The 14602-nt window shown below is 44.5% G+C and carries 11 protein-coding genes; 6 read left to right on the top strand and 5 right to left on the bottom strand.

Features of this window, described 5'->3' with window-relative positions:
- Window positions 1-51: 51 nt before the first annotated feature.
- Window positions 52-753: a DUF2461 domain-containing protein gene (locus tag J7I42_RS34255; RefSeq protein ID WP_209144922.1), complete on the bottom strand. Its 702-nt coding sequence runs from the start codon at window positions 751-753 to the stop codon at window positions 52-54.
- A 1-nt stretch (window position 754) separates the two neighbouring features.
- Window positions 755-1111: a winged helix-turn-helix transcriptional regulator gene (locus J7I42_RS34250; RefSeq protein ID WP_209144920.1), complete on the bottom strand. Its 357-nt coding sequence runs from the start codon at window positions 1109-1111 to the stop codon at window positions 755-757.
- 181 nt (window positions 1112-1292) lie between these two features.
- Here J7I42_RS34250 and J7I42_RS34245 point away from each other — a divergent pair, with 181 nt between their 5' ends.
- The 6 genes from J7I42_RS34245 to J7I42_RS34220 all read left to right on the top strand — a co-directional run bounded on the left by J7I42_RS34245 (window position 1293) and on the right by J7I42_RS34220 (window position 10811).
- On the top strand, window positions 1293-1901 hold the full coding sequence (locus J7I42_RS34245) for an FMN-dependent NADH-azoreductase (protein ID WP_209144918.1): 609 nt from the start codon (window positions 1293-1295) through the stop codon (window positions 1899-1901).
- 286 nt (window positions 1902-2187) lie between these two features.
- A complete protein-coding gene (locus tag J7I42_RS34240; RefSeq protein WP_209144916.1) occupies window positions 2188-2754 on the top strand; it encodes an RNA polymerase sigma factor in 567 nt (188 codons plus the stop codon).
- 363 nt (window positions 2755-3117) lie between these two features.
- On the top strand, window positions 3118-3933 hold the full coding sequence (locus J7I42_RS34235) for a FecR family protein (protein WP_209144914.1): 816 nt from the start codon (window positions 3118-3120) through the stop codon (window positions 3931-3933).
- Window positions 3934-4013: 80 nt separating this feature from the next.
- Complete coding sequence (locus J7I42_RS34230) at window positions 4014-7532, top strand: SusC/RagA family TonB-linked outer membrane protein (protein WP_209144912.1); 3519 nt, start codon at window positions 4014-4016, stop codon at window positions 7530-7532.
- Window positions 7533-7573: 41 nt separating this feature from the next.
- A complete protein-coding gene (locus J7I42_RS34225) occupies window positions 7574-9166 on the top strand; it encodes a SusD/RagB family nutrient-binding outer membrane lipoprotein (protein ID WP_209144909.1) in 1593 nt (530 codons plus the stop codon).
- A 28-nt stretch (window positions 9167-9194) separates the two neighbouring features.
- Complete coding sequence (locus J7I42_RS34220; RefSeq protein ID WP_209144907.1) at window positions 9195-10811, top strand: DUF5689 domain-containing protein; 1617 nt, start codon at window positions 9195-9197, stop codon at window positions 10809-10811.
- A gap of 134 nt (window positions 10812-10945) precedes the next feature.
- Here J7I42_RS34220 and J7I42_RS34215 read toward each other — a convergent pair whose 3' ends face one another.
- The 3 genes from J7I42_RS34215 to J7I42_RS34205 form a co-directional block, all read right to left on the bottom strand.
- Entirely contained in the window at window positions 10946-11317 is a 372-nt protein-coding gene (locus J7I42_RS34215) for a cupin domain-containing protein (protein WP_209144905.1), read from the bottom strand.
- A 71-nt stretch (window positions 11318-11388) separates the two neighbouring features.
- Entirely contained in the window at window positions 11389-11526 is a 138-nt protein-coding gene (locus J7I42_RS34210) for a hypothetical protein (RefSeq protein ID WP_209144903.1), read from the bottom strand.
- A 5-nt stretch (window positions 11527-11531) separates the two neighbouring features.
- Complete coding sequence (locus J7I42_RS34205) at window positions 11532-14507, bottom strand: glycosyl hydrolase family 28-related protein (RefSeq protein ID WP_209144901.1); 2976 nt, start codon at window positions 14505-14507, stop codon at window positions 11532-11534.
- Window positions 14508-14602 lie beyond the last annotated feature (95 nt).

Here is a 14602-nt window from a genome sequence, read left to right as displayed (position 1 = left end):
TTCTTTTTGTCCCTGTATTGATCATCCTGGTTATACCTGATCTTTTTATGCTCAGATCTCCAGCCCATTGGTATCAGTAGTGAGCACTTCACTCATATAATCAAAAAACGGACGCATATTTTTAAATGTTTGACTGGCGGTTGTAAGGAATTGATCGCTTAAAACTTCTTTGTCGGAAAAATGCCTGATCACTAGGAACTGTTTATGACGTAACAGGTCAATGGCTTCATGGCTGGCGTCAAAGCCTTTGGGGGCGGTCTTTACCTGTTCTCCTTTTAGCTCGCCAAATGTGGTAATGAATACTTTGCTTTTGAGGATCTTTCTCAAACCGGCAGCATCAAAAGCAATTTCATCGCGGATGCGTTTCAGGTCCTGCGGATTGGGTGCCCAAAAACCGCCGGCAAGATAACTGTTGCCCGCTTCCAGGTGAAAATAATAACCGCCCCGCCGAAATTTAGTAGCGCGTTTAAAATTTCCGCTCCAGTTTGTTTTGTAAGGTGTTTTATCGTTTGAAAAACGAATGTCGCGGTAGATGCGGTGCAGGCTTTTTTTGCCCGATGGGGTTTCTATTTCATCGTGTTTGTTAAGCTCGCGGATCAATGCTTCGGCAAATACCTCCATCCGCTCCAGCTCCTGCTGATACTTTTCTTTATGCGCGTTGAACCAATCGCGGTGATTGTTCTTTTTTAATGCCAGTAAAAAATCGAAACCCGATTGGTGAATTATTGGTGGTGCTATTGTTTGTTTGGCCATATCAGTCTTTTGCCATTACTTTTTTACGGTGTTTGGTGCCCCATTTATACAGTTCATGTATCAGATCGTCCAGCGATTCTCCGTATTCAGTAAGTGAATACTCCACTATAACAGGAACGGAATCGTATACAGTTCGTTTGATCAGTTTGTTCATTTCCAGATCGCGTAATTCTTTTGATAACATCCGATCTGTTATTTTAGGAATGTCCTTGGCTATTTCGCTGAACCTTTTATTGCCGAATTGTAAGGATATTATGATAGGTAATTTCCATTTGCCGCTCAATACGCTGATGGCATCAGATACAGGCAATATCAACCCCAGACATTTGTGGTATTCGCGTCCTTCTTTCTTTACCATGTTGTTGATTTTTGGTGTTACTATTTTGGGGTATAGAGCTATACCCGCGTATAGTTCTATATTCCAGTATAGTGCTATACACTCGTATAGTACTTACAAAAGTATAGCAAAGGTACATAGCTTTGTTATGAAAACAAAACACGGTTACAACCTCAAGCAATTACCAAAAAATTTGATTACGATGAAAAAGATATTGAACATAGTGTCGAGTGCAAAAGGAAACAACTCATTTAGCATTAAATTATCTAACGCTATTATTGACAAATTGTTAGCGGCGTATCCCGACAGCCAGGTGAAAACACATGACCTGACGGCCAATCCGCTTCCCCATTTACATGAAAACCAGTTGAACGCATTTTTTACTCCGGCAGAGCAACGAACAGACAGCCATAAACAGCTGGTAGATTATTCAGATCAGGCCATCCAGGATCTAAAAGAAGCAGATTTCATTATAATCGGCGTGCCTTTGTACAATTTTAACATTCCTTCCGCACTAAAAGCCTGGGTAGACCATGTGGTGCGGGCTGGTATCACCTTCAAATATGAAAATGGAGCACCTCATGGGCTGGTGAATAATAAAAAAGTCTTTCTGGCCTTGGCCAGCGGCGGAGTATATTCAGATGGCCCCATGAAATCATATGATTTTGCAGAACCTTTTATGAGATTTATTCTGTCATTTATCGGGTTGAATGACATCACGACCTTCCGGGTAGAGGGAACGGCGTTACCTGACTTAGCAGCTGCCGCATTCCCCAAGGCGGTAGAAGCAGTAAATGAGTATACATTTTAAGGGAAAAGAGCATGTCAAGATACAAAGGCGGGTTCTCCGCCAGCTGGCGGAGAACCCGCCTTATTAAAGAAAGGCCATCTTCGAATTTGAAAGAAGATGGTCTTTTTTTGTTTCGAACGAGCACTAATTCTTTCGTTTTGCTGCTTTTTGCGGGTTATACTATGCAAAAAATAACCATGCAAACGTTTGCGTAACCTTTTTAAAGTGAAGCAGCTTAAAAAAACTTAAACATTTGGTAAAACAACTTCCTTTATGAGCTTATATTTGGTTGGTAAGTTTGCGCCATATGAATTTTCAGCCAATTGTTCCCGAGGAAGGCGAATTATTGCTGCAATTGAGAAAAGGGGACCGCATTGCTTTTGATGAGATTTTTAACCGCTTTGCCGAGCCTATTCATACGTATATAAAAATGCGTTTGAGTGGTTCGGAGGAGGCTGATGACGTGCTACAGGAAGTATTTATACGACTGTGGAATAAACGTCAGCGCATCGTTATTCATACCTCATTCCGCAATTATCTGTATACGATCGTTCAACACTGTATCTGCGATCATCAACGGGCGTATAAAAGAAAGCGCTATACTTTAATAGCAGAAATGCCCGATCACACCGAGGAACGGCCACAACCCGACGAACAGTACCAATACAAACAGGCCTATCACATCTGGAAAAACGCTGCCAATAAGTTACCTGGTCAAATGCGCCGCATTTATGCCATGAAGAATGAAGAACAGCTTTCGGTCAAAGAGATAGCCACTGAACTGCGGCTGAGCGAGCAAACCGTAAAGAACCAGTTGCATACTGCCGGACAACGGATCGTGAAAATGTTGCGCCAGGTGCAGTTCTTCTTTTGAGGTTGCCAGTTTCTGGTTAACGGCGGGCAATCGGCAATCGGCAATCGGCAATCGGCAATCGGCAATCGGCAATCGGCAATCGGCAATCGGCAATCGGCAATCGGCAATCGGCAATAGAATTTCGGCTGCGCAAGGTCACATATTATTCTCAAAGTTGGCTAACCTTTTCTCATTTGACACCAGGCGGAAGGCTCAAATTTCGCGAACCCATTGCCGATTGCCGATTCAGGATTGCCGTAATATGACCAAATTGTTAACTCCCATTTTTTTCTAAATATCTCTAGTACCAGTTTTATCTATTAACCGTCTATTAACAAAGCTATTTTTTGCATGCCCCGGAAATCAAGGCACAAGAAGGATAATATGAATAATCAGGATGAGCAATGGCAACAGGCATGGCAATCACCCGATCAAATGGGGATGCAGAAAAAGCAGATTTTGCTAAACAGCATCAATGATCGAATTGACAACCGTCGGCGGCACAAAAAGCAATTGTTCTTTATTGGGCTAAGCGCTGCAGCGGCCATACTGGTTGCTGTTTTTATTAAAATGCCCGGGAATAGCGCTGCTATAACCGCCAATGCCTGGCAGGAACTGGCCAGTGCCGAGAGTTCAAAAAAGATCATGCTGGAAGACGGGTCGGTAGTATGGCTGGCGCCTCATTCAACCGTAAAGGTGTATGCTGATTTTTTTAAAAAACGCAGCACTTTACTTACCAGGGGGACTGCTTTTTTCAGTGTGGCCAAAGATGCACAACGCCCCTTTACGATTGGGGTTAACCGGCAAAGGGTCACCGTTGTAGGAACCGCTTTTACCATTCATAAACTGGATTCGGTTGATCTGCAACTGACCGTTAAGGAAGGTAAGGTGGCCCTGAACAACCCCAGTGGGAATTTATTATTGACTGCCGGCCAACAGGTAATTACAACCCGGGCAAAATCAGGTGTTGTAAACCGGATTGACCCAGGCACAGCAGACTGGTGGCTGCAACATCAGCTGCGGTTACAGAATATTAAACTGGAAGAATTACTGAACAGAATAGAAACATATTACCAGGTTAAGCTAACGTACGGCACTATTAATAAGAATAAAAAAGTAACGCTTACCTGGGATCTGACAATTTCTTTGCAGGATAATTTAACGGTGCTGAACACATTGACTGGTTACAATATCCACTAAGCATTCCTTATCAATCACGCATTTTTTGTTCTGCTGAAAAGCGGACGGGCATTGTATTGTTTATAATGTATATGAAATATATGGATTACTCAAAACTAACAAAAACATTTACCGCGCTTGTTGTGCTGCTGATAGCAAGTATCCTGCAGCTGCATGCGCAAACGGCACAACTGCATTACCGGCATGGCCCCGGTAACCTCTCTGCCATTGCAGAAGATTTTGGCCGTGTATTTAAAGTGAAGCTGGCTTATGCGAATGATGAGTTGACTGCAGTAAAAGTACCCGGTGCTTCCTATGAAGCAGGCAGTGTTGGTGAGTTGTTGAATGCGGTATTAGCGCCCGGCGGTTTTAATGCAACTGCCAGTGGAGACAGTTGGGTGATCAAAAAAAGTGATGCCCCTAAAAAAGCGCCCGCCATGGTATTGAAAGGCGTTGTTACAGAAGGTGGTGTTCCGCTTCCGGGAGCTACCGTAATTATAAAACAGGATGGTCAAAAGCAAGCGGTGGCCATAGCCGATGACATGGGCCGTTTCAGCAAGACCCTGCCCGTAATAGCAGCAGGATATATTGAGATCTCCGCTGTTGGTTACCAGGCATTGAGAAAGAAATTTATTGCCGAAGCACAACAGTCGTTAAGCATAGTACTTCAAAAAGATGAACAACAAATGCAGAATGTGGTGGTAACCGCATTAGGTATAAAAAAATCTGAAAGATCACTGGGCTATGCGCTTACAAAAGTAGATAGCACGCAGCTTACCCAGGCTACCAGTTTAAACTGGACGGATGCGCTCTCCGGTAAAGTAGCCGGTTTGAACCTTATCCGTTCCGGTGGCGGCCCTGCCGCTTCGAGCAAAATTATTCTCCGGGGTGAAAACAACCTTACCGGCGATAATGAAGCGCTTATCGTATTGGATGGTGTAGTGATCAATAACAGTAGCGGCAAACGCTCTGCTGCCAAAGGCGATGCGACATATCAAACCAATTCAGACAACCTTCCTGCTGACTATGGAAGCTCTTTGAATGACCTGAACCCACAGGATATAGAAAGTGTATCTGTATTAAAAGGACCTGCTGCATCTGCCTTATATGGACTGCGGGCCGCAAACGGGGCGATCATTATCACCACCAAAGCAGCGGCCCAGAAAAAGAAAGGCCATTTTAACGTTCGCTATACCGTTAACGGAAACATGGAACAGGTGAACCGGTTCCCCGACCAGCAATATGAATATGGCCAGGGTACGTCTGGGGCTCAATATTACTCTTACGGCACTACCGAAGATGGGGCCAGCACAGCCGGTACCAGCTCTGCTTATGGGCCCAAATTCGATGGACAATCATTTTTTCAGTATGATCAGGTGCGCCAAACTACCGCACTACAACGTACTCCCTGGAGGGCCTATGACAATATCAACGAATTTTGGGAAACGGGCTCAGACCTTAAGCACAGTCTTAGTGTAGACGGGAAAGTAGGTAATACCGGAATTCGTTTGAATGGTGGTACAGAAAAGGAAACATGGATCGTGCCCAATACAGGTTTCTCCCGCAGCAACCTGGGGTTAACCACCAATTCAGAAATTGGAAAAAAATTAAAGCTTAATACCAAAGTAAACTACGGTTATAGAAAAAGCGATAACCTGCCTGCAGCAGGATATGGAAACCAGTCATTGATGTACTGGTACATTTTCTGGCAGCCCAATGCCGATTATAACTGGCTGCGAAATTACTGGCAGGGTGGCGATAGCAGTATTTACCACGATCAATACAAGGTGATCCGGTATCCGTTCTCCAGTTACCCCGAAAACCCATTTGCGATCACCAATGAATTTTTGAACAAAACAAGAAGGAACAATGTAACCGGGAACATCTCCCTGAACTACCAGCTTACCAAAGAGCTGAGCCTTTTTGTGCGTGGCAACCTTGACTGGATGAATGATAAACGTGAGCAGGACCGGCCATACGATGCGGGCTCCCGGCTGCCTAAAGGTTCTTTAAGAAAGCAGAACATCATCAGCTACGAAAAGAGCTATGATGTGATGGCCAAATACGCGAAAGAACTCAATCATGATATAAAACTGGGTGTAACCCTTGGCGCCAGCCAGTTGAGAAACGAGTATCACAAAACGGATGTAAGGGCTGACGGATTAAATTTCCCTGATTCGTTGAACGGCGCGTCCCCCTACCCTCAGATCTACAGCTTTGAAAACGCAATAAATCCATTGACCTATTTCCCCGATACCAGCCGTTACCAGATCAACAGTATTTACGGGGTTATAAACCTTAGCTATAAAAATTATCTGTTTGCAGAAATTACCGGCCGTCAGGACTGGAACAGTGTTTTGGCCACTCCCATAAGAACGGATAATGTAGGATTTTTCTATCCTTCTATTAATACCAGTTTCATATTATCGGATGTAACAAAGCTCCCCACTTTCATCAGCTATGCCAAGTTAAGGGCATCGGTTGCGGCTGTTGGTAGCGGTGGTACCGTGCCTTATCTTACTGCCTATGCCTATCCGGTTGCAGTAAACGGTGGTATTTATGACGATAGTTCGTTAACGGCGCCTAAATTCCTGCCCAATCCCAACTTAAAACCGCTTATCACCACTACCTACGAGTTGGGTACGGAATTGCAGTTTTTTAACGGCCGGTTGGGATTAGACGTGGCTGTATATTTTGGCAATACCAGACACCAGATCCTAACCAGAACGGTTGATGCCGCTTCAGGTTATCAGGCTGCTATTATCAATGCAGGAAAAGTAAGGAACAATGGAGTGGAAATTCAGTTGAATGCCAAGCCTATTGTGACCAAAAGCGGTTTTAGCTGGAGCCTTTACGGAACTTTTGCCCGTAACAAGAACAAGATCCTGTCTATGCCGGATAGTACGGTGTTGCTACGGGCCGGCAATATAGCCAGCGGTCAAATAGTGGCCAAAATAGGCGGCATGATGGGTGATCTATATGGGTTGGGTTACCAACGCAGTCCGGACGGACAGGTGATCTACGATGCTACCACCGGGTTCCCCAAGATCACCAGTAATATCATTCGCCTCGGCAACACAACCCCTAAATACAAATTCAGTCTGGGTAATAATTTTCGCTATAAGAGCTTCAGTGTAAACGTGCTGTTCGATGCTCAGATAGGTGCAGTGGCCTACTCGCTTACCCATTACAAAATGGTAGAGCAGGGAAAACTCAAAAGTACATTACCAGGCAGGTACAATGGTCTTGTTGGTAATGGAGTGGTTGAAAACCCCGATGGTTCTTACCGCAAAAATGATGTGGTGGCTACCGATGTTGACCAGTTTTATCAATACAGCATGGGGCAGTACAATGCGGAGGGAAGCACCTTTAGTACCGACTTTGTAAAATTCCGCGAAGCGTCAGTAGCCTATTCCTTTAAGCCAAAATTGCTTAAAAAGGTTGGTTTATCCTCGGCCAGCGTAGGTATTTACGGGCGCGACCTGTTCATCTGGTCACCCTGGCCAATGTTCGATCCTGAGTTTGGTACCATACAGGGGTCAGACATTGTAACAGGTTTTGAAACCGGTCAGTTCCCTTCTACCCGTAGTATGGGTTTCACCTTATCAATCGGGTTATAATCATTGAATAAAAATCTTATCAATAATAAAAGAACACAGGGATGAGAAAGCAATTAATTATAGTATGTATGGTGTTGATGGCGCTGCCAACACTCTATTCATGCAAAAAGGATTTTGATAAGCTGAACACAGATCCTATCAACGCCCTTGGCACAACAGCCGACAAGCTGCTGGCCCCTGCACTGGTAAACACTATAACGGCCGGGATGATACGGAACCGGAGTTTTACCAACGAACTGATGCAGGTAACTGTAACGATAAGCGATGGTGATAATACCGTATTCAGATATGCCTTCAAAAATAACCAGTCAGATTATTTATGGAACAACTGGTTTTTGCAACTGACCAACTTTAAACAGGTAGACAGTCTGGCCCACGGATACGGCAAAGACTCCACCATCAATTACTCTTACCAGGGTATTGGAAAAGTATGTAAAGCCTGGGTGTATGCGAACCTGACAGATACTTATGGCGATATTCCTTACTTCCATGCATTGCAGGGTGACTCGGATCTTTTACACCCCAGTGTAATGCCGAGTTTTGACAGACAGCAGGATATTTATGCTGATCTGCAGAACCAGTTGGAAGAAGCCAACATGCTGCTTTCAAAGGGCGATACTATAGTGGGAAAGAGTGATCCCATTTATAAAGGAGATGTGACAAAATGGAGAAAGTTTTGCAATTCATTATACCTGCGTCTTTTGTTGCGCATTTCGGGTAAAGCAGAAGTGCAACAGCAATGTATAGCTAAAATAAAACAGATAGTAGAAAATCCGGCTCAATACCCGATCTTTCAAAGCAATGCGGACTGTGCCAGATTGCTTTGGACTGGTAGCGACAACACTACTGATCCTTATACCAACCCTTATGTAACGGCGGTTCGTACCTCAGATTTTCGGTCTCCCTCTGTTTGCAGTTTCTTTATAGACAAGTTGGTTGCCTGGAGTGACCCACGCTATGTTTCTGGTACACCATATGGGTCAGGTACCTATGGTCGTTGGGGAATTTCGCAGGCCAGTGGCGGTGGCTGGTATGGCGTGGAAAGCGGATACCTGCCTGGCCATGGAGATCCAAGAGGGTGTTATTTTCAAAGCAATGACTATGATAATACCACTGCGGATAATACCTGGTCGCTGCAGCAAAATCAATATACCGGGATCATTATGCAATATGCCGAAGTACAGTTTATATTGGCAGAGGCAGCTGCAAAAGGATGGATCACGGGCAATACAAAAACTTTCTGGCAACAGGGCATAGCCTCTGCCATCAATTACTGGGTGCCCAACTTTAATGAAAGTATTAGCAATGCCAACTTTACCACTCATCTTAATAATCTTAACCAGGCCAGTGAATTTTGGAATGATAATCTTCCTTTAGACGATAAAATGGAATTGATCCACGTACAGAAATACTATGCACTGTTTTTGACCGATCTGCAACAGTGGTTTGAATACCGGCGCACGGGACATCCAATATTGCCCAAAGGAGCTGGATTGGCAAACGGGGGTGTAATGCCTGCTCGTCTGGTATACCCGGTGTATGTACAGGCAGCCAACCCAACCAACTATAGTAATGCAGTAGCAGTACAGGGCCCCGATGAAATTTATACCCGGGTATGGTGGCAACGCCCTTAAGTGTATCATTTATAAAAAAATCATTAAGATGAAATATTTTGTAAATCTTTTTTTAATAATAAGCATGGCGATCGCTATTAGCGGTTGCAATAAGGATAAATACAATTATCCGGGCGGTGTACCCAGCGAGATCATCTCTATTTTGGATATGCGCCAGCTTTATAAAGAATCGGACCTGGTCCTTTCAAAAGAAAATGTGTATGGAGCATCCAAACTGGCTGCGGTAGTTATCTCAGACCATTCAGAAAAAAATCTACCTGAAGGTTTGCTGGTGGTGCAGGATATTCGCCGGTTGCAAACGCTGCGTGGTATTTCTGTTGAGATTGGCGCTGAAGCTGCCAACTACCATTCAGGAGACTCGGTACAAATAGATATTATCGGCGGCACCTTAACCCGTAAAAATGGTATTTTAACCATTACGGGGATACCAGCATCCAACGTTACCGCCAAGGGCAAGGGATTGGTTGCGATAAATGCGGTTACGGTGGAGCAACTGCAGGCCCATCCTGAATTGTATGAAAGCTCCCTGTGTCTGGTTAATAAATCCAGTTTCAATCCCGCCCCTAAAGCCGGGGAAGTGATTGGGGGTGATAAAAAGATCAATGATGGTTTTGGAGACCTTACGCTTTATACCAACCCAGGTGCCAGCTATGCCAACAATGCGCCTTATGGGCTGGCGGCATATGTAGGTATTCCATTTCGTACTGCTGAAGGCAGTGTAAACTACAGAACAAGGAACGGCGATGATATAATCAATATGGGATCTTCTGCACAGGACCTGCTTATAACCGGGAACCAGACTGACCCTAAAGGGGGTGACGCTGGTTATGAATACACTCAACTGCTGGCAACTACAGATATAGATTTTGCCGCCACACCGTATTGCATAGTATATTGTAACAACGCAGGCGGTTCCAGTTCTGCTACTCCACTCGATGCCGGATGGGCTACAGGTGGGATGCGTACTATTAAATGGAACATCACATCGGGCAGCGTAAAAAAAGGTCAATTCTATTATTTTGGCTTCCAGGGTAAAAAGATCAATGGTTCAGCGGGGACTTATTCTTTTCCGGCCACCTCAAATTTTTACGCAAAAAACTATAATGGCACCAAAGACGCTATAAACCCTGGTGATGGAGGGCTTGTTCGTGCCAGTACATTTGCCAACTCCGGCCCCTGGGCCAACAGTGGGAATGCCTCTGGGGTAGCCATCTTTAAAGGAACTACTATTACTGAAAAGTCCGTGCCGGAAGATGTGTTGTTTTTAGGATCAGGTGGCACCACCACCATTTATGACCCAAGCAAACCAACCATATTAGGGTATAGGATCACTAATAACGACTGGTACTCTATGTATTCGGTATCTATAGATACGGCAACATATAAACCTGTGGTAGTACCTTATCTGTATTACCGTTCCGCTGGCAATACGAAGAATTTTGCTTACCCTTTTAACGAGCTGCACCCCAATAATGGTAAAGATGCTTCTGACGCCGGTCTGTTTAGTATGATGGGTGGTGTATACAATATTACCCTAGGCAGATGGACAACCGCACGTAAACAAGTCATAGTGGAACTGTTTCCCACTACGGCTACTATTGACACATTGGAAAGACATCCCGCGGTGACAAAGCTGGTTGAGTGATCATTGATCCGTCCTTTATATTTTAAGAGGCTATTTCTACAATAAGAGATAGCCTCTTGTTTTATCTAGGCAATCCGCCTTCGCCAAGGCTTCGGCGGACAAGTGGGCAATGGGCCTACTTCCTGCTTCGTGTATTAATCACCCGTAGGGATAATATCACTCGTTTCTACCATCAACATCACCGTTTTCGTCAATGCCCTTGTTCGATGAAGAATGCCTTTTGTAATGGTAAAACCTTCCCAGGGATTCAAGGTAACTGTTTTGTCTTCGAGATCAATAAGCAACTGACCATCCAGCACAAAAAAGAACTCATCATCGTTATCGTGTTTATGCCAGTGGTACTCCCCTTCTACAATGGCTACCCGCACCACACTGTTGTTCACCTGCGTTAAGGTCTGGTTGAACCATTTGTGTTGATTGGCTTTTACAATGGACGGTACATCAATTAATTCAAGGTGATTGTATTTTACATCGAGCCTGGTGTCGTAGGGAAAATCGTTCTCCATATTTGTTATCTTTTCAGTAAATATACCGATATCCTTCAACTCCAATCTGCGTTTACCAGGGACCTATTCCGTTAATAGGGATTGACAGCAATGACACTGAAGGCGTTGGTGCCGGTTGTTATCCCTGTCAGCCCTTTTATGACCAGCGTATGGTTATGAAAACGGGTATAGGTCAATGTAAAACTGGCCAGCACCAGATTGGTAGTCACATCCCTTACTTCAAATTGATAGTTCGTATTTGTTTTACAGCGGACAATCCGGTACCTGCCTTATTCCAGACGTCCTCATAGTAAAAAACATTGTCAATTTGTACGTTGGCCGCGTGCTTCAGCTTTATTACCTCCTTGTTATCAACAGGACGAACCATTTGCACATGCGAGATATGGGCGCCGATCACGTCATCGAGATAGATGGGATACCGGCTGTCGCGTTTTTCGTAGTTAAAAGAACATCCTTTTACGGTCAGGTCCATTACATGGCGGGCCCACAACCCATAGGATGGCTGTATTTTCAGGTTAGCCGCATTATATTGCCCCACGCCTAGTTCCGGGGGAGTGGCTGCCGTATCTGCTAATTGATTACCGCCCTTTACCAGGATTTGAACATCGTTGAACACAATGTTTTTAATATAACCGGTATGTTTTCCATTGGGCAGGGTAAAGTTGAGGCCACCTGTTACCTGGTCATTGGTTGGTAAACGATACCCGGCAATGATTGGGGTCGCCCGGCGCTGTTTTCCATCATAGCCGGCCCATCTTTTTCCGTTGAATGAACTGCCTGCATACACATCATAAATATCGATGCCATTCAGGATGATGTTTTCCACCTGCCCAATGTTTACATTTTTTATCAGTAATTCATCATGCTTTTCGCCATTATCGGTAAACATGTATTTGCCTGCCTCCGCTCCTATTACCCGCCCCCGGTTGGAAATGGAAATAAAGAAAGGCGTAAAGCTGCGGAACATCAGGGAGCGGTGATGCAACGGGCCGGTATGTCCGCAGTTGAGGTGAATATTTTTAATGTGACCGCCATCGTTGGTAGATATGGAAAAGCCTGCTTTGTTGGAACCGAGCACATAAATATTATCAACGCAAATGTCGGTAATGTCATCCGCGGTTTCAGAGCCAATCTGGAACAGGTTACAATTAGTATCGCCGATCACATTGCGCACTTTATAATGATGAGCCGGCCGGGTAAAGCCCAGGGAACAATCCGAACCGGGTTTTACAATATCATCGGAACTGACTTTTGAATAAATATTGGTGACCGTAACATCGCTGCAGGCCATAAAATCGTAGATATCCCGCACGCTGGAAGTGCTGCCCCACGAAAAATAAGTATTGTGAACATGTATGGAATCGGTACCCGTTGCCAGTAATGCAAAATGCCCGCTGCGATCTATGTGCAGCATATTACCCGTGTCGAAATCTTTGGAGCCATCCTGGTTGATATAATAGGGTTCGTCCTTTGTGCTATCGTACCAAAGATCGGCTTCGCGGTAAAGACCGCCTATTTCAATATTAGTACATAGTTTAAAGGTGAATAACTTATCGGCCCGGTTATCGGGGGCGTTGTTCATCACTTTGTCGCCGGTAACCAGGTTGCCGTTTCCGGTGATATAGCCATTGCCAATGATCTTTACATTGTTAAGCCGTTCGCCGAAGAATAAGGAATTATTGAAATAGTGATGGCCCACATCCTGTTTTGTTAAATAATTCTCAGGGTCTTCATAGGGACCTGCGTCGGTTGGTGATAAACCGGAGCGATATTTTTTATCGCTGAACCAGGTAGTTTCAGGGGCGTCAGCGCCTTTTAATGCTTTTATAGTGGCGTCTTTATCAATGTACAAATACACGTTGCTTTTTAAATGGACCGTGCGAAGAGAATAGGTGCCCTTGCTAAAAAGGAGGGTGCCCCCTCCTATCCTGTTCATGTAATCGATAGCTTTATTGATGGCCTGGGTACAATCCTGGCTGCTGTCGCCGGTGGCGCCAACTATTTTAACATCCAGCTTACCTGAATAAAATTGTACCGGGTTTGACAACCCATTATGCAAACCACCCTGAACAAATAATCTGAACGTATATAATTTGTCAGGCCTCAATCCGCTTATGCCAACTGTTGATCTTTTTAAATCGATGGTCGCATTAACGGGTACGAAGGTTTTACCCGAATCAAGGGATTGTTGTAGTTGAATGGTTTTTTCGGAAATGGTACTCCAGGTAAATTGAACGGTGGTAAAAGTGTTCGCTGTTTCTTTGTATTGAAATGACTGATCAATAATCCTTGCAAAATCGGATATGGTTGGCGTTACTTGCAGGGTGGTTGTTTCAACTCCGGTGCCTGCACTGGTTAAAACTTCCGGTTTTGCGGTGGTATAATTTGCTTTGAATGCATAATTGCCAGTTTTTGTGAAGCGCACATTCCTGATCACGATCTTGAGGTCGGCCCCATTAGCCGGACGTAAATCGAGGTGGCTGAAATGTAAAACAGAACCACCATTGGGCAGCGGCGTAATAGCCACCGCTCCTACTTTAGTAAACGGGTACCTGGTTCCGGTGCGCCCAATTGATTGTTGTGCAAAGTTTTCCAGTAATACATCACCACGGCCAATTACATTCACCGTGGTGTTTTGTAAAGTGGCATGGATACCAGTAGGCAGATATATTTTTACTGTTACATCCGGACTGCGTTGTCCCGCTGTAAAGAAGAGTATCAGGTCTTTTGTGGTATTTACCGTTACCTTTTCCTGCTGTAATTCAATCTTGCCACCAAGTGCCATTGGCTGTAATACAAGCAGGTACTTTTTCATGGCTATACCATCCTGCGCTGTTACCACTAACCGGTCGCCTGCGATAATGCCGCCTTCGCTTTTCGTATTTCCCTGTTTATCTGTAATGCGATACTGTTGTATAGATCCATTTTTGGAGGTTAACTGCTCCAGCAATTGCTTTACCGTTGGCCGCGTTGAAACAAGGCCCTGGTCTTCCGGCGTATCTACTGTAAACCGGTAGGTGCTGCCGGTTACCACTATAATGGTATTGTTCTTTATGTATCCTATTTGTGTAGCCTGTGGTGTTGGCTTAATATCAGTGGAATGAGAGCCAACGCCGTTGGCCCTGACAACGGGTAACAGGTACAGGCAGGCGGCAATCAACAACAAACAATGTTTTCCTATTATAAACATAAGTGGTAAATATAAAGGCATTGCCAAAACAGACAGTACAACCAATTGGCAATTGATGCATGCATATTAGCATCTGATAATCAGGATTATTTAGC

It is taken from the genome of Niastella soli (genome assembly GCF_017742245.1).
In the GTDB taxonomy this organism is placed as follows: Bacteria; Bacteroidota; Bacteroidia; order Chitinophagales; family Chitinophagaceae; genus Niastella; species Niastella soli.
This window is presented reverse-complemented; position numbering and strand designations above follow the sequence as displayed.

Coding starts and splice junctions, on each gene's coding strand:
- J7I42_RS34230 (WP_209144912.1), top strand. CDS start 4,014: ATGGATTACTCAAAACTAACAAAAACATTTACCGCGCTTGTTGTGCTG.
- J7I42_RS34205 (WP_209144901.1), bottom strand. CDS start 14,507: ATGTTTATAATAGGAAAACATTGTTTGTTGTTGATTGCCGCCTGCCTG.
- J7I42_RS34240 (WP_209144916.1), top strand. CDS start 2,188: ATGAATTTTCAGCCAATTGTTCCCGAGGAAGGCGAATTATTGCTGCAA.
- J7I42_RS34220 (WP_209144907.1), top strand. CDS start 9,195: ATGAAATATTTTGTAAATCTTTTTTTAATAATAAGCATGGCGATCGCT.
- J7I42_RS34235 (WP_209144914.1), top strand. CDS start 3,118: ATGAATAATCAGGATGAGCAATGGCAACAGGCATGGCAATCACCCGAT.
- J7I42_RS34255 (WP_209144922.1), bottom strand. CDS start 753: ATGGCCAAACAAACAATAGCACCACCAATAATTCACCAATCGGGTTTC.
- J7I42_RS34250 (WP_209144920.1), bottom strand. CDS start 1,111: ATGGTAAAGAAAGAAGGACGCGAATACCACAAATGTCTGGGGTTGATA.
- J7I42_RS34215 (WP_209144905.1), bottom strand. CDS start 11,317: ATGGAGAACGATTTTCCCTACGACACCAGGCTCGATGTAAAATACAAT.
- J7I42_RS34245 (WP_209144918.1), top strand. CDS start 1,293: ATGAAAAAGATATTGAACATAGTGTCGAGTGCAAAAGGAAACAACTCA.
- J7I42_RS34225 (WP_209144909.1), top strand. CDS start 7,574: ATGAGAAAGCAATTAATTATAGTATGTATGGTGTTGATGGCGCTGCCA.